Below are 21,964 nucleotides of genomic sequence, written 5' to 3' on the forward strand. Positions count from 1 at the left end.
CTGCCCGCCCCGCCACCGCTTCGGTATGCTGGCGCCCTTTCCCGAATCCGGCGCCGCGAGCGCACTGCCGATGAGCCTGTTCCGCCCCCGCATGCTGCTGTCCGTCGCCCTGATCGGCCTGCTGGCCGGCTGCGGTGGCGACCCGGTCCGCCCCACGCCGCCGCCAGCACCGACCGTGGTGCCGCAGGCCAAGCCGGTGAAGATCGGTATCGCCCTCGGTGGTGGTGCAGCCAAGGGCTTCGCCCACATCGGCGTGATCAAGATGCTGGAAGCCAATGGCTTCGAACCGGCCGTGGTGTCCGGCACCAGTGCCGGCAGCGTGGTCGGCGCGCTGTATGCCAGCGGCATGGATGCGTTCCAGATGCAGAGCAAGGCAGTGGCGCTGGATGAAGCCAGCATCCGCGACGTGCGCCTGTTCTCCGGTGGCCTGGTGCAGGGCCAGAAGCTGCAGGACTACGTCAACGAGCAGGTCGCCAACCGCCCCGCCGAGCGCCTGAAGAAGCCGTTCGCCGCCGTCGCCACCCAGCTGGAAACCGGTGAGCGCGCGATCTTCGTGCGCGGCAACGTCGGCCAGGCGGTGCGCGCGTCGAGCAGCATCCCCGGTGTGTTCGAGCCGGTGAAGATCGGTGGCCGCAACTACATCGACGGCGGCGTGGTCAGTCCGGTGCCGGTGGACGCCGCACGCCAGCTCGGCGCCGACTTCGTGATTGCCGTGGACATCTCCAGCAAGGCCAGCGGCAAGGCGCCGACCGACATGCTGGGCATCGTCAACCAGTCCATCTCGATCATGGGCCAGCGCCTGGGCGAGCAGGAACTGGCACGCGCCGACATCGTCATCCGCCCGAAGGTACTGGACATCGGCGCCGCCGATTTCAGCCAGCGTGGCACCGCGATCCTGGAGGGCGAAAAGGCCGCAATGGCCGCGATGCCGCAGATCCGCGCGAAGATCCAGCAGCTGCAGCGCGCACGCGCCGCGGCCGCCGCACCGGCACCCGTGGCCGCGCCGAAGTGCGAGGAAGCCTCGCGCCTGGGCAAGCTGATGGGCCGCAAGGACAAGTGCTGACCTGAGCCAGCGTGTCGCTGCCAGACAGCGACGCGCGTTCTAGCGCGCAGGCCGGTAACCGCTGGCCTGCTGCCGCTCGCGCCTGCGCGCCTGACGGGCCTGCTCCTGCAGTGTCGCCGTGTGCTGCAGCTGTTCCATGCCATCGGCCGGCACATGCAGCTGGCGTCGCGCACGGGTGAGTGCCAGATAGACCGCGCGCACCGGGTTGTGCCAGATGCGTCCGCCCTGCCCCGCACGGAAGCAACCGGGTGACAGCGAGACCACGTCGAACTGCAGGTTCTTCGCGTGTTCGGCCAGGCACAGCGCCACCCGCCCTTCAGCAGGCGTGTCCTGGTCGTCGAGCGCCTGCAGCAGTGACTGCACCCGATCGGCAGACGCAAACAGTTCCACCAGCGCGCCCTGCCCTTCGTCGCCCTGCGTGGCCAGGAAGCGCTCCCATGCCGGGTCCGAGGCGCTGTCGTGGCGCCGGCGCCACGCATCCAGCGGCCGCTGCAGCACGCTGCGCAGCGCGCGCAGCGATGCCGGATGCAGATAGGGCCGCAGCCCGAGCGCGTGCAGCTGTGCCGCATCCAGGGCCAGATCGGCGACGCTGCCATGGATGCGCAGGCCCTCGCTCGGCACCTGCGCCCAGTGGCGGTAATGCAGCACAGCGGTGGCACGGTCGGCGGCACCGACGAACGGCCCACTGTCCTGGCCCAGCCCATCCAGCGCCAGGGTCTGGTTGACCAGACCCTCAACCTGGTTGCCCTGGCGTACCGACTGGTGCATTTCCAGCACCTTCGACGCGGCCCAGCGCGGCACCGTGCCGGACAGGCACTGGTGCGGATCCCCCAGGCTGACCACGCCAGGCGCATGGCCGGCCAGCAACTGCTTCCACGACGGGCTCAGGTCATGCGCCTCGTCCACCAGCAGCATGCCCATGTCCAGCGGCGGGGTGACGCCGCGCAGCGCCAGCCACTTGCCGATGTGCGCCGGGCTGAGGCTCAGCAGCGTGCCCCGCTGCAGTTCGGCGTCGAACATGCAGCGCCAGACGTGCTCGGCGGCCGCCATGTACGGCGACACGTCGAGCATCGCGGCGGGCACCGAACGGTCGAAATGCTGGAACGCCAAGCCCGGTGCCGACGACGCGCACCAACGGTTGATGGCCTCGAACGCAGTCAGCAGCACCTGCTCCGGGCTGCGCCCACCGATGCCCTGGAGGCCGATGCGGCCGGCAATCTCGCGCGGCGTGCGGGTGCTGCGCCGGTAGCTGGCAACGAAGCCCCCGGTGTGGCCGCTGCGCGCGGCATGCTGCGCCACGCGGTTGGCGAACTCGATCTGGGTCAGCAGGCGCACCGCGGTGCTGGCCGGCACGCGGCTGCGGAAGGCTTCCACCTGCCCACGCGAGGGCGCCACGTAGGTGTAACGGCCCGGCCGCGCCTCCATCAGCGCCAGCACCAGGTGGCCCTTGCCGGTGCCGGCATAGCCATCTAGGTCGATCAGTTCATCGGGGTTGGCGGCGATGGCGCGCAGCACGCGGGCCTGCTCGGAGGTGTACAGGCCATGGTGTTCGACCGCACGCGCATCGCTGGCAACGGCTTCGTCCTGGACGTCGTCCTCATCGTCGCTGGCGAACGCGGCCGGGAAGCGGATCTCGTGTTCGGCAAGGGTTTCCTGGCAGGCCTGCTGCAGGTCGAGGCCGGGGTACTCGCTGGGCGACTGGACGATGAAGTCCTGCAGGATCTCCGCCGGCGCCAGCAGCACGCCGTGGGCGGCCAATGCGGTCAACCAGGCATCCAGCTCCGGCTGGCCACCGCCACCGGGGCCAGCCAGCTGAGCGGCCGCGCCTTCGTTGCCGGCAAACAGTGCGCAGGCATCATGCAGCAGGCGCTCGATCTCGGCGGCTGGATGCAGGCGCGTCCGGCACAGCTGCGCGGCCATCAGCCCAGCCTGCTCCACTGCGGTCTGCGGTGGCGTGCCATGGGCGATGTAGCGCGCCAGCGACTTGCGCTGCAGCGGCAGGAAGGTGGTGGTGGGCACCGGGTGCTGGAGTTCGGACATGCGTGGAACCGGAAAGGAACGCTGCGGCGAGCGCAGGGCGGTGATGCTCAGCTACCCGCCCGGCTGCGTCAAATCGCGGCGGCGCGCTTATTCCAGCTGCGACAACGGCAATGCCTGGAAACCCTTCACCGTGCGCAGCACGAAGCTGGAATTGGCGTCGGCCACGCCGCCGGCGTTGAGCAGGCGGTCCAGCAGGAAGTGCGAAAAGTGCTCCAGGTCGCGCACGTAGACGTGCAGCAGGTAGTCCATGTCGCCGGTCAGCGCATGGCAGGCCACCACCTCGTCCCAGCCCTGCACGCTGTCCACGAAGTGGCCGATGGCGGCCTGGTCGTGCTTTTCCAACTGCACGCGCACGAAGGCCTGCAGGCCCAGGCGCAGCTGCCGCGGCTCCAGCCGCGCGCCGTAGCCGACGATCACGCCCTCGCTTTCCAGCCGCTGCAGGCGGCGCAGGCAGGCCGAGGGCGACAGGTTCACCCGAGTCGCCAGCTCCGCGTTGGTGGCGCGCCCATCCCGCTGGATTTCAGCCAGCAGGCGTATATCCGTGCGATCAAACTGGACTTCTCCGGCCATTGCTGCTCCGCAACATGGTGACTGCGCAAGGATATTGCGCCAACAATGCCAATCGGCGCAACTTTTGCAACCCTGTTGCGCGCGCCCTGCCCTAGCATCGTGGCTATCCCTTCAAGGAGTGCCCCATGGACCTCGCCCAGCCCCGCCGCGTCGAACACCAGCAGACCGACAAGGGCTACGTGCCGGTGTACACCACCGCGCTCGTCGAGCAGCCGTGGGACACCTACAGCGCCGACGACCACGCCACCTGGAGCACGCTGTACCAGCGCCAGCGCGAGCTGCTGGTCGGCCGTGCCTGCCAGGAATTCCTGGACGCGCAGGACGAGATGGGCATGAACGCGCACATGATTCCGCGCTTCGACCAGCTCAACGAAGTGCTGGGCGCGGCCACCGGCTGGACCCTGGTCGGCGTCGAAGGCCTGCTGCCGGAACTGGATTTCTTCGACCACCTGGCCAACCGCCGCTTTCCCGTGACCTGGTGGATCCGTCGCCCGGACCAGATCGACTACATCGCCGAGCCGGACCTGTTCCACGACCTGTTCGGCCACGTGCCGCTGCTGATGAACCCGGTGTTCGCCGACTACATGGAGGCCTATGGCCGTGGCGGCGTCAAAGCCCACGCGATCGGCCCGGACGCGCTGCAGAACCTCACCCGCCTGTACTGGTACACGGTGGAGTTCGGCCTGATCGACACGCCCGACGGCCTGCGCATCTACGGTGCCGGCATCGTGTCGTCCAAGGGCGAGTCGCTGTACTCGCTGGAATCGGCCGCACCCAACCGCATCGGTTTCGACCTGCAGCGGATCATGCGAACGAAGTACCGCATCGACACCTTCCAGAAGACCTACTTCGTCATCGACAGCTTTGAACAGCTGATGCAGGCGACGTCGCCGGACTTCACCCCAATCTACGCGGCACTGGCCGACCAGGCGCACCTGCCTGCCGGTGACGTGCAGGCTGACGATCACGTGTTCCAGGCCGGCACGGGTGAAGGCTGGGCGGACGGCGGCGACGTGTGATGCGCTGTCCGACGAAGACCAGCAGCTGGTGGCGCTGTGGCGCATGGAGGCCGACATCAACAACGGCGGCTTCATGCAGTTCCTGTGCAACTGGGGCGACCCGACCTGCCAGCTGGCGTTACGTGCGCTGCAGGCGATGGGCGCGGCGAAGACCCACGCGATCCTGGCCGGCATGCGCGGGCTGGTCGACCGGCTGGAAGATGACCCGGCGGTCAAGCAACTGACCGACCTGTACGGCGCGATGACCGAACAGGAGCAGGAGGCGCTGCACGCCTTCGACGAAGCCTATTTCGAGCGACCGGAAGACCTGGCCAGGTTGGGGCTGAAGCACTTCGGCCCGGAGCCTGTCGAACGACGATGACCATGCACGCCGGCGCTGTTCTGTAAAGCCGAGCCCATGCTCGGCTACGTTTCAATCAGCGCGGGTACACCAGCAGCACCACCAGATCCTCCTCACCCACCTGCTGCAGCGCATGGTGGCTGCCCTTGCGGGTCAGCAGCGCGTGCCCGGCGTGCACGTCGTACTGCCTGCCATCCAGCACATAACTGCCCTGCCCACTGACGATGTAATAGATCTCGTCCTTGTGCTGCGGATGCAGGCCGATGCCCGCGCCTTTGTGCAGCACACGCTTGCGCAGCACGAACGGCAGCCCTTCGGCATCGGCGAAGAACGGATACGCCGTGGTCGGGCCGGCACCGCCGTGCGGGCCTGCTTGCGTGCGCACAACACTGTCTTCGTGCACCACCTGCGAGGGCAGGGCTGGGTCGCTACCCTGCCCTTCCGCCACCACGTCGCAGTCGATATCCCGCACCAGCGCCGGCTGCAGCGCGGGTAGCAGCGGCACCGCCTCGCGCAATACCAGGCAGGCCACCGCATGTGCGCCGGCCACGCTGAAATGGGTGCCGTCGGCCTTGTTCTGTTCGGGCACGAACAGGAAGTAGGGTCGCGCGCCCTCCTCACCCAGCGCGCGGACCCAGCGCATGCTGCGGTCATTCAGATCAATCAGCGCAATCTGCTCGCGCGCGGCCAACGCCTTCATCGACTGCGTGTAGCGGCCATGCGTATCCAGCAGTGAACCGAAGTCGTACAGCAGCCGCGCCACCGGCGTGACCAGCACCGGCGTGGCGCCCTTTGCGCGGGCCACCTGTACGTAACGCATCAGCAGGCGTGGGTAGTCGCTGTCCGGATCGGTGTAGCGCGTGCGGTCTTCGAACTTCGCATCGTTGTGGCCGAACTGGATCAGCAGCACGTCGCCTTGGCGCAGCTCGGCGGCGATGGCCTCCAGGCGCCCTTCCTCGATGAAACTGCGCGTGCTGCGCCCGCCCTTGGCGTGGTTGTGCACCTCCAAGCGCGCCGGGTCCAGGTAGCTCTGCAGCGCCTGGCCCCAGCCGGCCTGCGGCGCGCGCTCGGGGCCGTATGCGGCCGCAGTGGAGTCACCGGCAATGAAGACCCGCACGGGCGCCGCCTGCGCGGTGGTGCACGACAGCAGCAACAACAAAGGCAACAGGGTGCGCATGTCCGGTCTCCGGTAGTGCCGGCCGCTGCCCGGCAACCTCATGAACGGCGGAAGCATTGCCAGGACGCCGGCCAGCGGCCGGCACTACCGCGGATCACGCGTCAGCGCGCCAGCCAGCCACCATCGACCGGCAGCACGGCGCCGTTGATGTAATCCGACGCCGACGAGGCCAGGAACACCGCCGCACCGGCCAGGTCATCCGGCGTGCCCCAGCGACCGGCCGGGATGCGCTCCAGGATCGCCTTGTTGCGCGCTTCGTCGGCGCGCAGCTGGGCGGTGTTGTCGGTCGCCATGTAGCCCGGGGCGATGGCATTGATGTTGATGCCCTTGCCCGCCCACTCGTTGGCCAGCAGCCGGGTGATGCCGGCGATGCCGCTCTTGCTGGCGGTGTACGACGGCACGCGGATACCGCCCTGGAAGGACAGCATCGAAGCGATGTTGATGATCTTGCCGTGGCCCTGTTCGATGAAGTGGCGGCCGGCGGCCTGCGAAATGAAGAACGCGGACTTGAGATTGACGTTCATCACGTCGTCCCAGTCCTGCTCGCTGAAGTCCACCGCATCGGCGCGGCGGATCAGGCCGGCGTTGTTGACCAGGATGTCCAACCCGCCCAGGCCTTCGATGGTCTCGCGGACCACGCGCGCCACCGGCTCGATGCTGATCAGGTTGGCTTCGATGGCCAGGCAGCGGCGGCCCAGCGCGGTGATCTTTTCGATGGTATCGGTGGGCGGGGCGATGCCGGCCACGGCGACGTCGGCACCAGCGGCGGCCAGTGCCACGGCGATGCCCTGGCCCAGACCGGTATTGCCACCGGTTACCAGAGCGACCTTGCCTTCCAGGCTGAAGGGATTAGCCATTGCGTATGCGTTCCTTGATAGAGACGAGCGGTGTCGACGGCCGGCACACGGTGCGCGGCGGCCAGGCGGGCTTACTTGAGCTGGCAGATGTCCAGCACGTGCATGTCGGTGTAGTCCAGGTTCTCGCCACCCATCGCCCAGATGAAGGCGTAGTTGCTGGTGCCGGCGCCCATGTGGATCGACCACGGCGGCGACACTACCGCTTCGTTGTTCTGGATCACGATGTGACGCTGCGCGGCCGGCTCGCCCATGAAGTGGTAGACGCGGTCGCTGTCACCCAGGTCGAAGTAGAAGTAGACCTCGCTGCGACGGTCGTGCAGGTGCGGCGGCATGGTGTTCCACACGCTGCCCGGCTTGAGCACGGTCAGGCCCAGCAGCAGCTGCGAGGACTGGCAGGTGGCCGGCACGATGTACTGGTAGATGGTGCGCTCGTTGCTGGTTTCCAGCGCGCCGCGGTCCAGTGCAACGGCGTCCTTGATGGACAGCTGCCTGGTTTCGAAGCGGGCATGGGCCGGGGTCGAGGCCAGATAGAACTGGGCGGGGTTGGCGGCGTCCTGCGAGGCGAACACGACCTCCTTGCTGCCCATGGCCACGTACAGACCGTCCTTCGGACCCAGCGTGTAGCCGGTGCCATCCACGGTGACCGTACCAGTGCCGCTGCCGACGTTGATCACGCCCAGTTCCCGGCGCTCCAGGAACGGGTGGCCTGCGGCCGAAGCGGGTTCGGTCTGGGTCGGCAGCGCAAGCGGTGCGTCCACCGGGGCGGCGCCACCAATCACGAAGCGCTCGTAGTGGGTGTACTTGAGGGTCACCGCACCGGCGTTGAACAGGCCATCGAGCAGGTACAGGTCACGCAGCTGGTCGTTGCTGGCACCGTGGATGGCATCGGGATGGGTGGCGTAATGGGTCTTGCTGTACATGGCGTCTCCAGAGCGGGGGGCGGGCCGACGGGTCGGCCCCGGCGCGGTTCACGGTCGATTCTAGCCAGACAGGAAACCGGTGTCATTTTGCGTCGCACGATGCCGGGATGGCCCGGGCAGGGCGCGGTGGATCGGGTGGATGGGGCAGGGGCGTGTCACGACCAGAGGTCGTGACCTGCAGGATTGATCCTTGGGGATCAATCCTCCGGCGGCTGGCAGGAATCGCGGACGATCAGGTGCGGCCGCACGCTGGCAATGGGCAGCGCGGCCTGGCCTTCGGGCTGGATCAGCATCGCCGCGGCGGTGCGTCCGGTATCGCGCGTGTGCCGGCGCACCGAGGTCAGCGAGGGCCACAGGCGCGAGGCAAGCGGGCTGTCGTCATAGCCGACAATGGACAGCTGGCGCGGAATGTTGATGCCCGCGCGCAGCGCCACCTTGTAGATACCGGCGGCCATTTCATCGTTGCCGGTGAAGATGGCGGTCGGGCGGCGCTTGCCCAGCAGCAGTTTCTCGGCAGCGGCGACACCGGATTCGAAGGTGTAGCCGGCCTCGATGATGCGGTCCTTCGGCAGCTCGATACCGCGTTGCGACAGTGCGTCGATGAAGCCGGCGGTACGTTCATGGGCCGAACGGTAGGCGCTGGGACCGGTCACCAGGGCAATGTCACGGTGGCCGAGCGAGAGCAGGTAGTCGGCGGCTTCGGCCGCACCATCGCGGTCATGGGTAACCACCATCTGCGAGCTTTCGTCCAGCGGCAGCGCTGCCACGCGGGTAAACCGGCAGCCGATCTCATCGAGCATGTCCGCCAGCGCCTGGTCTTCCGAGGCACGCGGCACTAGGATGACGCCGTGCAGCTTCTGCTGCTGCACGAAGCGACGCACGCCTTCGATGTAGCCGGGGCTGCGGCTGTCACAGGGATGCACCACCAGCTCGAAACTGGATCCACGCAATGCATCCAGCGCGCCGTACTGCATGTCCACGATGTACTGCGCGGTGGGGTTGTCGTAGACCATGCCGATCAGGAAGGAGCGGCGGAACGCCAGCCCGCGGGCCAGTGGATCGGGCGTGTAGCCCACTTCACGCATCAACGCTTCCACCTTGTCGCGCGTGTCCTTGCGCACCAGTGGCGAGTTGTTGATGATTCTTGAAACCGTTTTCTTGGATACACCCGACAGTCGCGCGATGTCGTTGATGGTGGCTGCCTTGCCCTTCGCCAATGCCGGCGTAGCGGCATCGTTCTTGTTGCGCACTGACATGTTTTGAACCCGGTAAGTCTGGGGATTCCGGCTCCGCGCTCAGTCCAGCGCGCGGTAGCGGAAGTTGCGGAAGGTTACCGCACCGTCGCCGGCCGCATACAGCGCCGGCTTCAACGCCAGGAACCTGCCCGCGACATTGTGATGGTAACCGGACACTTCCATCTGAACCGGATACTTCTGCCAAGTGTGCCCGTCGGTGCTGGAGTGGAAGGTGACGATGTGGCGGTTGTTGGTCACCCGCAACCACAGCCGGCCGCCGCGGCCCGGGGCCGGTCGGGCAGGGCGCTCCTCGCCGTAGCGATGCATGATGAACGACTCGCCGTTGCTGCCCACGCCCGCGTACAGCCGGTCGCTGTAGAACAGCAGCGCGCCGCCCACGGCACCGGGGGCGATCTCCATCTCCACCTCGAACTGATAGGCCCGGTCGCCGGCGATGGTGGTCAGCGGCGAGGCGTCGCGCGGCGTGCTGCCCTTGCCCTGCAGGACAAGGCCGTTGCCACTGAAACCCAGCCGGCGGTACTCATCCTGCGCCGGGTTGAAGAACGCCCACTGCGGGCCAAGCGTGCTGCCGCGGAAATCATCCGACAGCGCCATGCCATGCGGCGACAGCGCCTGTCCGGCCGGCTTGCGCAGTGGCTGACCAAGGTCTCCGCCCGTGGCCCGGAACCAGCCGTCAGCGGTCCATTCGATCGGTTCGAGCAGGGCCTGCCGACCCAGCGTCCAGAAGCCGTTCTCGTACCCGTGGTACATCATCCACCAGCGTCCATCGGTCCCTTCGATCACCGTCGCGTGGCCGCGTGACCACCAGGGCTCGGCCGCCGACTGCGTGCGCGTGATCGGGTTGTTGGGCGCGTTCTCCCATGGTCCGTGGATCGAACGCGAGCGCGCGGTGATCACCATGTGCCCGGTCGGCGGACCGGCGGTGCCGCCCACTGCCGTGGTCATGTAGTACCAGCCGTCGCGGACGTGGATCTTCGGGCCTTCCTGCGCGTAGGCCTCAACGTCCCAGTCCTGCGGGTAGCGCCAGCCGTCATAGACGTGTTTCGGCGTGCCGACCACGCTCAACCCGTCGTCGGCCAGCTGCACGTAATCACCGCCACTGAGGAACAGGTAGCGCTTGCCGTCTTCACCCACTGCATGGCCGGGATCGATGTAGCCACCCAGGCCGATGTCGATCGGCGCGCTCCACGGGCCCTTGATGTCATCGGCCCAGACCACGAAGTTGCTGCGGCGCTCGCCGGTGCGGGCCGGGAAGTAGATGAAGTAGCGCCCCCGATGCTTGACGATGTCCGGCGCCCAGATCGCCCCCACGTTGCGGGTGACCGCATGTCCCAGCGGCTGCCAGTTCACCAGGTCGCGCGAGTGCCAGATCGGGAGCCCGGGGTAGGCGTCGAACGACGACAGCGTGAGGTAGTAATCGTCCCCGTCCTTGAGCACCGAGGGATCCGGATGGTCACCGGCCAGCACCGGATTGAGGAACGTGCCATCGCCCCGGTCCGCCTGGCGCTGGTGTTCCAGCCCCCGCGCCCACTGCGCCGGGGCGCGCGCGGGCTCCGCCGCGGGTGCAGGCCGTGCCGGCAGCAACAGCACGAGCAGAGTGATGGTGGCGGCGATACACAGTGCACGCATGGCAGTCTCCTTGTGGCTCAGCCGCGCAGCGCGGCGGGCAGCCACAACGACAGTGAGGGGAAGAAGGCCACGACCAGCAGCACGGCGAGCGCGGCGAACCAGAACGGCCAGATCGTGCGCATGCTCTGGCCCACGCTGATCTTGCCGATGGCCGTGCCGATGAACAGCACCGAGCCCACCGGGGGCGTGACCAGACCCAGGCCACCGGTGAGCACCAGCACCAGGCCGAAGTGGATCGGATCGATGCCGTAGGCGCGGGCCACCGGCAGGAAGATCGGCGTGCAGATCAGGATCATCGGCGCCAGGTCCATGAAGGTGCCCAGCAGCAGCAGCATCACCACGATCATCAGCAGCACCATGAACTGGCTGTGCGCGAACGACTGCAGGAACTCGACGGCGGCCGCGGGCACCTGCAGGTAGGCCAGCAGCCAGCCAAACACGGCGGCGGTGGCGATCACGAACAGGATCACGCCCGTGCTGCGCGCCGCGTGGATGACGGTGTCGAAGAACTCGCGCCAGCGCAGTTGCCGGTACAGCACGGTGGTCACCAGCAAGGCGTAGACCACGGCGATGGCTGCGCTTTCCACTGCGGTGAAGATGCCGGCACGGATACCGATGAAGATCAGCGCGACCAGGCCCAGGCCGGGCAGGGCGGAGACGATGCGCAGGGCCACGGCGCGCCAGCCGGGAAAGACCTCCACGCCATAGCCGCGGCGGCGCGCCACCGCATAGCCGGTGACCATCAGCGCCAACGTCATCAGCAGCGCGGGGACAATGCCGGCGGCGAACAGATCGGCGATGGACAGGCCCCCACCGGCAGCGGCCGAGAACAGGATCAGGTTGTGCGACGGCGGCACCAGCAGCGCCACCAGCGCGGCGGTGATGCTGACGTTGACGGCGAAATCGCGGTCGTAGCCGCGCTTGACCATCTGCGGGATCATCGTGCCGCCGACCGCCGAAACGTCGGCAATGGCCGAGCCGGACACGCCGCCGAAGAACAGCGAGGACAGGATCGAGACCTGGCCGAGGCCACCGCGCAAGCGCCCCACCAGCGACGAGGCCAAGGCGATCAGGCGCTCGGAGATGCCGCCGCGCATCATGATCTCGCCCGCGAAGATGAACAACGGAATGGCGATCAGCGAGGCCGAGCCGGTACCGGCCGAGATCTGCTGCACCAGCACGATGCTGGGGATATCCAGGTAGAGCAGGGTGGCCAGCGCGGCAGCGGCCAGCGCGTAGGCCACCGGCACGCCGAGCAGCAGCAGCACGGCAAACACGGAGAACAGGATGGTGATACCCATGGATCAACGATCTCCTTCAGCGTCTTCGGCGCCGGTGGCGCGGGCCTGCAGCGCGTTCCACGCACGGTTCAGCGCGAACAGCAGCATCAGCCCGCCGCCCACCGCCAGTGGCAGGTAGTTGATGCTCTGCGGCAGATCGGCGCCGGCGGTCTTGATGTCCAGGCCGTCGAGCAGCAGATCACCCGACCAGAAGGCGATGAAGCCTCCCAGCACCGCCACCACCAGCTGCACCAGCACGTCCACCGCACGGCGCAGGCCGGGGCCCAGGTAGGCATGCAGCAGGAAGAAGCCGAAGTGGCGGTTGGTGTGCACACCGCAGGCGGCACCCAGGCTCATCGCCGTGGCCAGCAGCAGCAGCGTGACCGGCTCAGTCCAGCTGGGCGAATCGTTGATCACGTAGCGCGCGAACACCTGCCAGCCCTGCACCACCACCAGCCCCAGCAGGGCAGCAACGGCGCCGTAGATGGCGATGTCGGCGATGCGGTCCAGCAGGCGCTGGCCAGGCCCGGTGGCGGGCGTCGTCGTCTCGATCATGGCAGTGTCCTCAGGCGGCGCGGATGCGGTCGACCAGCGCGGCGATCTCCGGCTGCTGCAGGTACTGCTGCAGCAGCGGCTGGGCGGCGGTGCGGAAGGCGGGCATGTCCACCTCGTTGGCTTTCACCCCATAGGCCAGCACGGCGCGGCGTGCGGCGTCCTCCGACGCATCCCACTGCTCGCGCATCACCTTCACCGACGCGCGCGCGATCTGCAGCAGCAGCTGGCGGTCGTCAGGCGACAGGCGTTCGAAACTGGCACGCGACATCAGCAACACATCCGGCGCGTACGAATGGTCGCTCTGCGACCAGTAGTGCGCCGCTTCGAAGTGGCGGCTGGAATGGAAGCTGCGCATGTTGTTCTCGGCGCCGTCGATCATGTGGGTTTCCATCCCGGAGAACGTGTCGCCCAGCGACATCGGCGTCGGGTTGGCGCCGAGCAGGCGCATCAGCTGGATGAAGATGTCCGATGAGGCGACGCGCAGCTTCAGGCCGTGCAGGTCCTTGGGCGAAACGATGGGGTGCTTGGTGTTGTAGAAGCAGCGTGCACCGGAATCGTAGATCGCCAGGCCGACCAGGCCGCGGCCCTGGAAGCCGCGCAGCACGGCTTCGGCCACGCCGTCATCCAACGCGGCACGCTGGTGCGCCACCGACGTGAACACGTAGGGCAGGCACAGCGCCTGGGTCAGCGGAAAGGCATTGTTCAGCGCACCGGCATACACGCGGGTGATATCGATGGCACCGAAGCGCGCCATGTCGATCGCCTCGGATTCGCGGCCCAGCTGGCCGGAGTGGTACTGGCGCAGGCGCAGGCGACCGTTGGTTTCGCGCTGCAGCGTTTCGCCGATCCACTTCACCGCGGTGACGGTAGGGTAGTCGGCCACATGCACGTCGGTGGCGGTCAACAGCGCGCCACCGGCCATATCGCCGCCCGGCCCGCGGCCACAGGCGGCGAGCATCGGGGTGGCCAGGGCAGCAGCGCCCCCGGCCAGGAAGTTACGTCGTGTGATCATCTGCGCCCTCCCGCGCGTGTTCACCAGGGCAGCCCCGCGGTCATCCCGCGGGCACGGCCCGGCAGGCAATGTCACCGAAGCCGGCAAAGCGCACCAGCGCCGTTTGTCCTGCCTCGATATCGTGGATGCCGGTGGCATTGCCGGTGGCGATCAGGTCGCCCTTGCGCAGCGGCCGGCCACGCAGGGCCGAACGGGACAGCGCAAAGGCATAGGCCGCGCGCAGGCCACCGGGCAGGCGGGTGGCGCCACCGGTGCCGACCACCTCACCTTCGATCAGTGTCTCGGCACGCAGCGAGTTTTCGTCGCGTGCGGTCCAGTCGACGATCTCCGGGCCCAGCACCAGGCCGTTGTTGTTGCCAAAGTCGGACACCACCACGCGCGGACCAAGTTCGTTGATGGTGGCCAGCGGGCTGCTGGCCACTTCCACGCCGATATAGAGGCGCGCAGGCAGCGCTTCGGCCTGTTCCGGGGACCAGTCCAGCTGTCCGGCCGGCGCGTCCTCCAACAGCTCCAGCACGTACTCTGCTTCGACTGCGCCGAAGCCCCCGACGAAGACCGGGATGTCGGTTGTTCCACCGGTATCATTCCAGAGCTGACGTTTGAAGATCGGCCCCAGCAGGCGCTCATCGCCGGAGCCGTCGCGGCGCTCGGCAGCGATGTAACCCACCTTCCAGCCGACCACTGTATCGCTCCACAGGCCAATGGCCTGGTCCTGCACGTGGTAGGCAGCCACCAGATCGACGGGGATCTCTCCGGGGAACGCGGGCAGGGCCTTGCCTGCGCGGCGTGCATCGGTGAAGGCGCGGGCGATGGCGGCTGCACCGTCCGGCGCCGGCCTCTGCCCCTGTGTGCCGTGTTCGTTGCTCAAGAACGGTCTCCCTCTGCGTTGTTGCACTGCCCATCGACAGCGTCTGCAGGAGGTGTATATGGTAAACCGGTGTCATCACGCAAGCCGCAGCGCATCACACCCGCTTCCGGGGCGCCTGCGGCACGCTGCCCACCCTTCGCTGGAGCCCGGTCCGCCATGCGTCTGCCCCCTCTTGTGCTGTTCCTGTGCGTTCTGTTGACGCTTGCCCCGGCACGTGCCAGCGACGTCCCGCTGCGCGACGGCCAGCGGCTTGCCGGGGAGGTGGCGGGCGAACGCCTGCCGCTGTGGCCGGACGGCCAGGTACCTGGCCAGAGCGCTCCGGCGCGGAAGGCGCGGGTGGTTGAGCGCAGCCCCGATCCGGCCCATCCGGACCGGTTCGTGGACGGGATCGATGCGCCATACATGATCGTGCACGCGCCGCCACGTCCGAACGGGCAGGCGGTGCTGGTCATTCCGGGCGGCGGCTACCAGCGGGTGGTAATCGACAAGGAGGGCAGCGCGCTGGTGCCGGACTGGGTGCAGCGGGCAGGCTTCACCCTGTTCGTGCTTCGCTACCGCCTGCCGCAGCCGGGCAGGGACCGCCAGGCGGCGCTGGCCGATGCCCAGCGTGCGCTGCGGGTCGTGCGCGACCAGGCCGCGCGCCGCGGCCTGGAGGCGGACAATGTGGCGGTCATGGGCTTTTCCGCCGGCGGCCACGTGGCTGCGCGGCTGGCCACCGGCTTCGATGCGCCGGTCTATCCCGCACGCGATGCGATCGATCAGCTGAGCGCGCGCCCGGCACGGGCGGTGCTGGTCTACCCGGTCATCGACATGGGCGCGCATGCGCACAGTGGTTCGCGCGGGCGATTGCTGGGCGAGCGCTCTGACCCCGCATTGGCGACGCAGTACTCGGTGCAGGAGCACGTGCATGCGGACATGCCGCCGACGATGCTGATCCATGCCAACGACGATCGCGTGGTCAGCGTGCACAACAGCGAGGTGATGGCGCAGGCGCTGGCCAGGGCGGGTGTCGAGCACGAACTGCATGTGTTCGCCCATGGCGGCCACGGCTTCGGCATGCGCCTGCAGCCCGGCTCCACCCTGTCGCAGTGGCCAGCGCTGGCGCAGGCATGGCTGACAGCAGGAAAGGATGCGGAGGGCAGCCGATGACGAGAGCACCCGACGATCTGCAGCGCCGCCGTTTCCTGCGCGACAGCGCGCGCTGGGCGCTGGCCACGGCCACGCTGGTGGCACTGCCGGCAGCCGCGATGCCCGGTGCACGCGACGAACGCCTGCCGATCGTCCGCGTGCGCGGGGGGCGCCTGCGCGGCCAGCATGAACAAGGCGTGCTGGTATTCCGCGGCGTGCGCTACGGCGCCGATACCGGCACCCATCGCTTCCAGCCACCACGCCGGGAAGCGGCATGGAACGGGATCGCCGATGCACTGGACTATGGCGCGGCCGCACCGCAGGGCGGCGCGGAAGGCCCCGGCAGCGAAGACTGCCTGTTCCTCAACGTCTGGACCCCCGCACTGGGGGATGGCGGCCGCCGCCCGGTGCTGGTCTACATACACGGGGGTGGGTTCAACAACGGCTCCGGCAGCGATCCGCTGTACGACGGCAGTGCGCTGTGCCGCCGCGGCGATGTGGTGGTGGTGACCCTCAATCATCGGCTGAACACCTTCGGTTACCTGTACCTGGGCGCACTTGGCGACGCACGCTACGCCGCGTCGGGGAATGTCGGCCAGCTCGACCTGGTACAGGCGCTGCAGTGGGTGCGCGAGCACGCGGCGATCTTCGGCGGTGACGCTGGAAACATCACCGTGTTCGGCCAGTCCGGGGGCGGCGCCAAGATCGCCACGCTGATGGCGATGCCGGCGGCACGCGGCCTGTTCCAGCGCGCGTGGACGATGAGCGGGCAGCAGGTCACCGCGGCCGGCCCGCGTGCCGCCGCGCAGCGCGCTGCCATCGCAATGGAGGCAGTGGGTGCAAAGGACCTGTCTGCCCTGCTGCGGCTCCCGGCCACGGATCTGCTTGCAGCCACCCGTGCCCGCGATCCATCGCGGGTGGAAAGCACGTCGCTGTACTTCGGGCCGGTACTGGACGAAGTCTCCCTCCCGGTGCATCCGTTCTGGCCGCAGGCGCCGCGGCAGTCGGCCAGCATTCCGATGGTCATCGGCAATACGCGCGACGAGACCCGTGCCTTCCTCGGCAACGATCCGGCCAACTTCACCTTGACCTGGGAGACGCTGCCGGCACAGCTGCAACGCCAGCAGTTCGTGGATCTGCTGCCGCAGACGGTGATCGCCGAGTACCGGCGCCTGTACCCGCATTACACGCCTTCGGAGGTGTTCTTCGCGGCCACTACCGCAGGACGTTCCTGGCGCGGCGCAGTGGAGGAGCTGGAAGCGCGTGCGCGCCAGCCCAGCGGGGCCGCGCCCACCTGGGCCTACCAGCTGGACTGGGGCTCACCGGTGGAGCAAGGCCGGCTGCGCGCCTTCCACACGCTCGACATCCCGCTGGTGTTCGACAACGCCGGCCTGCCCGGCGCACGCACCGGTGGCGGCGCGGACGCGCATACGCTGGCGGCGACAATGAGCGACGCACTGATCGCCTTCGCGCGCAACGGCGACCCCAATCATCGCGGAATGCCGCAATGGCCCCCCTACGCGCTGCCCCGGCGGCAGACCATGCTGTTTGATCGCCAGAGCGGCGTGGTGGACGATCCTCGTGCCGGCGAACGTGCGCTGTACGCGAAAGTACCGTTCGTGCAGCGCGGCACGCAGTGATGACACCGCGGTGCAAACATTCTGTTAACCCCTCTCGGCTAGAGTCGGGGCATGGGAACGATGTCCTTGCCACCGTCATTCACCGGCCGGGAGCGGCTGTTCGCTGCGATCGATGCCGCGGTGATGCTGGGCACGCCGGAGGCCATCACCGGTGCGCTGCAGCAGGTGCTGCGCGAGGCCATCGTCGATCCGTCCATCCAGCTGCCCCCCTGCGTGCGGCGCCCGGTCGAAGGGCATTACGCACGCCGTGAACTGCACCGCAGCCCGACCTTGGGCTACAGCGTCATCGCCATGTGCTGGGGCCCGGGCCAGGGCACGCCGCTGCACGACCACGATGCGATGTGGTGCGTGGAAGGCGTCTGGCAGGGCGAACTCATCGTCACTCCCTATGCGCTGATTGAACAGGATGGCGAACGTCATCGCTTTGCCGCCCAGCCCACGCTGTACGGCCACCGCGGTAGTGCCGGCAGCCTGATTCCGCCGCACGAGTACCACACGCTGTGCAACGCCAGCGAAGCGGACGTGGCCGTGTCGCTGCATGTCTACGAGGGCGTGATGGAACGCAGCGCGGTGTTCGAGCCGTTGGATGATGGCTGGTACCAGCGCCGGATGAAACGGCTGGAGACCGAGGCGTCCTGACCCACGCCGGATCACGCCCGGCGTAATGCAGGCATCATCGCGGCACGCCGACCACGTTGTTGAGCCGGGTCACTTCCTCGCCACCGTCGGCCAGCGCCACGCGCACGCGCAGGCCGCTGCGGTCACAGGCCGGCAACGGCAGCCAGACCTGCACGGTCTTCGGCTGCAGGTCACTGGGTGCCCCCAGCGCCGGCACGTCCGTGCGGGCGATCTCGCGACCGCGCGCGTCTTCCAGCATTGCTACGGCCACGCCGGTGCCGACATGGCCCAGGCTGTGCACGGTCACCTGCAGCTGGCTGCCGTCGATGCGTACGTCGCCGCGACCCACGCCCAGGTCCGGCCGTGTTTCCACCGGTGTTCCCTCGGACACGCGTTCGAACTCGAACACCTCGGTACGCCCGGGACGGAACTGCAGCGCCACCGAAGCGCTGGTTTCCAGCTGTACGCGGCGTTCGGCGGGCGTGCCGTCGATGTGGCCATCGCCATCGGCATCCACGCCGCTGCGTATCCGCCAGGTCCCGCTGGCCACGTTCCAGCCGGTCATGTCGGCGCCGATGGTGCGCGTGCCCAGGTTGTAGCTGGTAACGGTGAAACGTTCACGCGACGGCGCATGCACCAGCAGGGCGACCTGTTCGGCCGCTCCATCGCGGTCGAAGCGCCAGCTGACGGTGTGGCCGGGCCAACTCTGGTTGCGCTTCAGCGCGATCCCACCCAGGCGTGCGCGCTGGAGGAATTCACTGGGCGCTTCCACGCGGTCGGACCACCAGTGGCCCTCGGTGTTCATGTACGCGCGCTGCACTTTCGCCTGCAGGCCGTCGGCATGCAGGGCGGCGATGTATGACCTGTCGCCGCTGGCCTGCCAGGCCATCAGGCTGGCGAAGCCGGTTTTTCCCGCGTCAGCCTCGGCGCGCAGCAGCGGATACCAGTCCTGTTGCCGGCCCAGTACGTCCACGACGTTCTCGCCCAGGTTGGCCAGTGCGCCCGGACCGCCACGGGCCACGCGGTAGTCCAGTGCCTGCAGGTACTTCGCATCGCCGCTCCAGCGCCACGCCGCCCAGAAGGTGTGCATCGTGTCGCCACTGCCGGAGCCGTTGTTCAACTCGCCGCCGCGGGTGGCACCGCTGGCCCAGTTGATCTCGTTGGGCAGGGTGAAGCGTCCCTTGTCGTCCTTGCCTGCGTGGGCCAGATAGCCATCGGCCAGGCCGATCACCAGCCCGCGGCCGGTGGGGTCGGCGTTGTACTGGCCCAGCAGGAACGCCGGGTGCAGCACCGGGAACGAATACGGCTTCTGCCACTGCCAGTTCGGTTCGCGGTAGACCTTGTTGCCACCGAACCAGTTGCTGGAGAACAGCAGGTGGCCCTGCGGGTTGCGCAGGATGATGCGCTCGTCGAAGGCCTTCACCGTTTCCATCAGGCGTTCCAGCGTCAGCGGATCGCCCCAGTTGAGGTAGAGCATGGCGCTGTTGGTGTTGATGCCTTCCTCATAGGAATGCAGCTCGTCGGTCTCGATGGTACTCAAGCCGTTGCTGAACATGCCGTTGCGGTACACCGCGTCGGACAGCGCGGTCAGCGAGGCGTTCAATCGATCCGGCTGCACGCCCATCAGGGCCAGCCCCGGCCACTGCTGGGTCAGGTCGGAATCGTCCGAAATGCCACCACCGAAGTCACCGTAGGCCCCCTGCCGTTCGTCGATCCACCAGTCGACGAACTGCCGCACCTGCGCCAGGTCCTGCACCTGGTTGAATGCCCACGCCGGCACGCCCCTGGGCACGGCAGGCGCCGTGTAGGGCGGGCGGCCCTGGCTGTTGTAGCTGATGTAGTTCCAGTACAGGCGGCCGAGTTCATGGTCCGGGTCCACCCGCAGCAGGTCGCTCAGGTCCGCGTACACGCGCGCGTACAGGCGCTGGCGCTTGGACGTGGTGTGCTCTTCCACCAGGAAGCCCCAGTTGTCGCGGACTTGGTTGAAGCGGTCGGCCACGTGCTCCTTCAGCGCGTCGGCACGCGGCTTGAACACCAGCCGGACCTGCGCACCGTCGAGGGCATCGGCATCGAAGCCTGGTGCGGCCGAGGCGATGCTCAGCCACAGGCTGTCCGGGGTGAGGATGCGATCGCGCAGGTCCAGCCACAGCGTGCGCGCCTGCCGTGGCGGCACCGACACCGATACATCGATCATGTCGCGCGCCGGCCAGATCGGATCCTTGATGCGGATGTTCAGCGGGATCAGTCCATCGTGGGTGGGCGGCAGGTCCAGCGCGGGAAGGTCGATGGCCACGCCGTCCAGGCCGTCGTGCATGTTCTCCCAGCTGTAGGCCCAGCTGCGGATCAGCGGCTGGTTGGCCGGCGCGTCACCCACCCCGGAAGGAATCAGCACGTGCACGATCGGCTGCGGATGTGCGGGCAGGGTGCCGGCATCCCGGCGGCGGGAACCGGCGCCCTTCGGCAGCGCCATCACCGTGCTGCGTTCGGCGGCCGGGAAACGTCCGTCGATGTAGCGGCGCAATGCGTCCAGGTTGGTGTAGTCGGGCAGCGCCCGGCTGTCGATGATGTAGGTCTGCTTCACCGTGCCTTCCGGCTCGGTGCCCTTGCTCACGTGGTAGGCCCAGATTTCCTGGATCGGTGTTTCCTGCTCGACGTTGCTGAAACGCAGCACGCCGCCGCGCTGCGCGGCAATGTCGTCGACGCTGCGCACCACGCCGCGCGGGCGCGTGACCAGCACGTCGGTGGCATGTTCGGCGTCGGGCCCGTGGGAAAGGGTGCCGAAGGCCGCACCACGGATCTCCACCCGGTTCACCGTTTCGGTGGCCGGCAGGGTCAGGTCCAGGTGCTGGCCGCCTTCCACATAGGTGTTCCAGTCCGGAAGCTGGAAGTAGTCATTGCGGCCGGGCAGGCGCGAGCGGTTGTACACGCCCGGCCAGGTGGTTTCGGCGATGCCATCGGTGGCCTTCCACATCCACGCCTTCAGGTCGCGGGTGTCGGCGAATTCGATCTTGCGGATGCGGGTGCCGGCCGACGCCAGCGCAGGCGGTGCCGCGCCTTCCCAGCCGAAGCGATGGCGCCACGCGCGCTCGTCGCTGGCCGGCGCCACCGCGCTGGCCGGCGCCTTGCCGCCTGCCAGTGCCTGCACGGCGGGGGCGTCGAGCATGCGGTCGTACACCCGGATGTGCTGGAAGTCGCTGCCACGCAGGAAGTTGTAGCGGCTCTGCACCTGGTAGGGCGCCATCACCCGCCCGGCCAGGCCGAGCTGGTCCAGCGCCGCATCGTAATCGCCTGTGGCTTGTGCACGCGCCACTTCGCGGCCATCGATGAACAGGCGCACGCCGTGGTCCTCATCCCAGGCGAAGGCCAGGTGCAACCACTGGTCGGGACGCGGCAGTGCATCCATGCGGAACGACACGCGTGTGCGTGCCAAGTTGGCATCGGTGACGAAGGCATCGAAGCCGTGCCCGTTCCAGTCGATGCGCAGCCAGGCCATGTCCCAGCTGCTGTGGTCGGCGTAGCCGACGCGGAAGATCACGAACGGCGCTTCACCCACCGCATAGCGTGAACGCCAGTCGAAGGCCAGCGTGCCGCGCTGGGCCAGGATGTTGCCCGGCGCGTCCCAGGCAAGCACGCCGTCGTCTTCCCATTGGATGGCCTTGCCATGCTCGCCGTCGTCGACCACCGCGACCTTGTCGCGAAAGTTCGCTACGGCCTCACCGTGAGCGGTCACGGCCTGCAGGCCGTGATTGGCATCCACATCGAAGAGCAGGGTGGGGACATCGGCGGCGGCCGTCGCGGGGCCTGCAGCCAGGGCCACTGCCAGCAGCAGGCAGCGGGACACGGTCGTGCGGTGCGGCATGGAGACATTTCCTTTCAACGGGCGACGGCCGGCGGCGGGCCGCCGGACCGTAGCAAGGCCACGCCGCAGCGGCACCTTGCGGCGCAGCAGCGGTCATGGCGAACCGCGGCGCGTATCGGTACGCGCCGCCGGC

General features: G+C 68.2%; 18 protein-coding genes. 6 read left to right on the forward strand and 12 right to left on the reverse strand.

Annotated features, from left to right (window positions below):
* Positions 1-70 precede the first annotated feature (70 nt).
* On the forward strand, positions 71-1,063 hold the full coding sequence (locus G5A07_RS07245; protein WP_019337382.1) for a patatin-like phospholipase family protein: 993 nt from the start codon (positions 71-73) through the stop codon (positions 1,061-1,063).
* A 39-nt stretch (positions 1,064-1,102) separates the two neighbouring features.
* Here G5A07_RS07245 and G5A07_RS07250 read toward each other — a convergent pair whose 3' ends face one another.
* Both G5A07_RS07250 and G5A07_RS07255 read right to left on the reverse strand, forming a co-directional pair.
* Positions 1,103-3,103 (reverse strand): hypothetical protein, encoded by a 2,001-nt coding sequence (locus G5A07_RS07250; protein WP_071305982.1) that lies wholly within the window; start codon positions 3,101-3,103, stop codon positions 1,103-1,105.
* Positions 3,104-3,190: 87 nt separating this feature from the next.
* Positions 3,191-3,673: an Lrp/AsnC family transcriptional regulator gene (locus G5A07_RS07255; protein WP_004153377.1), complete on the reverse strand. Its 483-nt coding sequence runs from the start codon at positions 3,671-3,673 to the stop codon at positions 3,191-3,193.
* A 125-nt stretch (positions 3,674-3,798) separates the two neighbouring features.
* On the opposite strand from G5A07_RS07255, the gene phhA reads away from it, so the two are divergent.
* Together phhA and G5A07_RS07265 are read left to right on the forward strand one after the other, a co-directional pair.
* Positions 3,799-4,692, forward strand: coding sequence for a phenylalanine 4-monooxygenase (phhA, locus tag G5A07_RS07260; RefSeq protein ID WP_019658833.1), 894 nt, complete (start codon positions 3,799-3,801; stop codon positions 4,690-4,692).
* The gene (locus G5A07_RS07265) at positions 4,661-5,053 is read left to right on the forward strand and encodes a DUF4375 domain-containing protein (RefSeq protein ID WP_019337385.1); all 393 of its coding nucleotides are present in this window, start codon (positions 4,661-4,663) and stop codon (positions 5,051-5,053) included. The genes phhA and G5A07_RS07265 overlap by 32 nt, the downstream gene beginning before the upstream one ends.
* Before the next feature lie 55 nt (positions 5,054-5,108).
* Here the strand turns inward: G5A07_RS07265 and G5A07_RS07270 are convergent, their stop codons facing one another.
* The 9 genes from G5A07_RS07270 to G5A07_RS07310 all read right to left on the reverse strand — a co-directional run bounded on the left by G5A07_RS07270 (position 5,109) and on the right by G5A07_RS07310 (position 14,586).
* Positions 5,109-6,209 (reverse strand): GDSL-type esterase/lipase family protein, encoded by a 1,101-nt coding sequence (locus tag G5A07_RS07270; RefSeq protein WP_019337386.1) that lies wholly within the window; start codon positions 6,207-6,209, stop codon positions 5,109-5,111.
* 101 nt (positions 6,210-6,310) lie between these two features.
* Entirely contained in the window at positions 6,311-7,066 is a 756-nt protein-coding gene (kduD, locus tag G5A07_RS07275) for a 2-dehydro-3-deoxy-D-gluconate 5-dehydrogenase KduD (RefSeq protein WP_005421125.1), read from the reverse strand.
* 71 nt (positions 7,067-7,137) lie between these two features.
* Complete coding sequence (gene kduI / locus G5A07_RS07280; RefSeq protein ID WP_019337387.1) at positions 7,138-7,986, reverse strand: 5-dehydro-4-deoxy-D-glucuronate isomerase; 849 nt, start codon at positions 7,984-7,986, stop codon at positions 7,138-7,140.
* A gap of 197 nt (positions 7,987-8,183) precedes the next feature.
* Positions 8,184-9,242: a LacI family DNA-binding transcriptional regulator gene (locus G5A07_RS07285; RefSeq protein WP_019337388.1), complete on the reverse strand. Its 1,059-nt coding sequence runs from the start codon at positions 9,240-9,242 to the stop codon at positions 8,184-8,186.
* Positions 9,243-9,281: 39 nt separating this feature from the next.
* A complete protein-coding gene (locus G5A07_RS07290; protein WP_019337389.1) occupies positions 9,282-10,871 on the reverse strand; it encodes a family 43 glycosylhydrolase in 1,590 nt (529 codons plus the stop codon).
* Positions 10,872-10,888: 17 nt separating this feature from the next.
* Entirely contained in the window at positions 10,889-12,172 is a 1,284-nt protein-coding gene (locus G5A07_RS07295) for a TRAP transporter large permease (RefSeq protein WP_005421133.1), read from the reverse strand.
* Between the two features lie 3 nt (positions 12,173-12,175).
* On the reverse strand, positions 12,176-12,706 hold the full coding sequence (locus tag G5A07_RS07300) for a TRAP transporter small permease (protein WP_019658831.1): 531 nt from the start codon (positions 12,704-12,706) through the stop codon (positions 12,176-12,178).
* A 10-nt stretch (positions 12,707-12,716) separates the two neighbouring features.
* Positions 12,717-13,718, reverse strand: a complete 1,002-nt coding sequence (locus tag G5A07_RS07305; protein WP_019337391.1) for a TRAP transporter substrate-binding protein — start codon at positions 13,716-13,718, stop codon at positions 12,717-12,719.
* 40 nt (positions 13,719-13,758) lie between these two features.
* Positions 13,759-14,586, reverse strand: a complete 828-nt coding sequence (locus G5A07_RS07310) for a hypothetical protein (protein WP_019337392.1) — start codon at positions 14,584-14,586, stop codon at positions 13,759-13,761.
* A 174-nt stretch (positions 14,587-14,760) separates the two neighbouring features.
* Between G5A07_RS07310 and G5A07_RS07315 the strand changes: the two genes are divergently transcribed.
* The 3 genes from G5A07_RS07315 to G5A07_RS07325 are packed head-to-tail and all read left to right on the forward strand — an operon-like array spanning position 14,761 to position 17,993.
* Positions 14,761-15,735, forward strand: a complete 975-nt coding sequence (locus G5A07_RS07315) for an alpha/beta hydrolase (RefSeq protein ID WP_191863114.1) — start codon at positions 14,761-14,763, stop codon at positions 15,733-15,735.
* The gene (locus tag G5A07_RS07320; protein WP_019337394.1) at positions 15,732-17,354 is read left to right on the forward strand and encodes a carboxylesterase family protein; all 1,623 of its coding nucleotides are present in this window, start codon (positions 15,732-15,734) and stop codon (positions 17,352-17,354) included. Before G5A07_RS07315 ends, G5A07_RS07320 begins: the two co-directional genes overlap by 4 nt.
* Positions 17,355-17,405: 51 nt before the next feature.
* A complete protein-coding gene (locus G5A07_RS07325) occupies positions 17,406-17,993 on the forward strand; it encodes a cysteine dioxygenase family protein (protein WP_019337395.1) in 588 nt (195 codons plus the stop codon).
* A 34-nt stretch (positions 17,994-18,027) separates the two neighbouring features.
* Here G5A07_RS07325 and G5A07_RS07330 read toward each other — a convergent pair whose 3' ends face one another.
* A complete protein-coding gene (locus tag G5A07_RS07330; RefSeq protein WP_191863102.1) occupies positions 18,028-21,831 on the reverse strand; it encodes a LamG-like jellyroll fold domain-containing protein in 3,804 nt (1,267 codons plus the stop codon).
* Positions 21,832-21,964: the final 133 nt, after the last annotated feature.

It is taken from the genome of Stenotrophomonas sp. AS012628 (genome assembly GCF_010608305.1).
Taxonomy (GTDB): Bacteria; Pseudomonadota; Gammaproteobacteria; order Xanthomonadales; family Xanthomonadaceae; genus Stenotrophomonas; species Stenotrophomonas geniculata.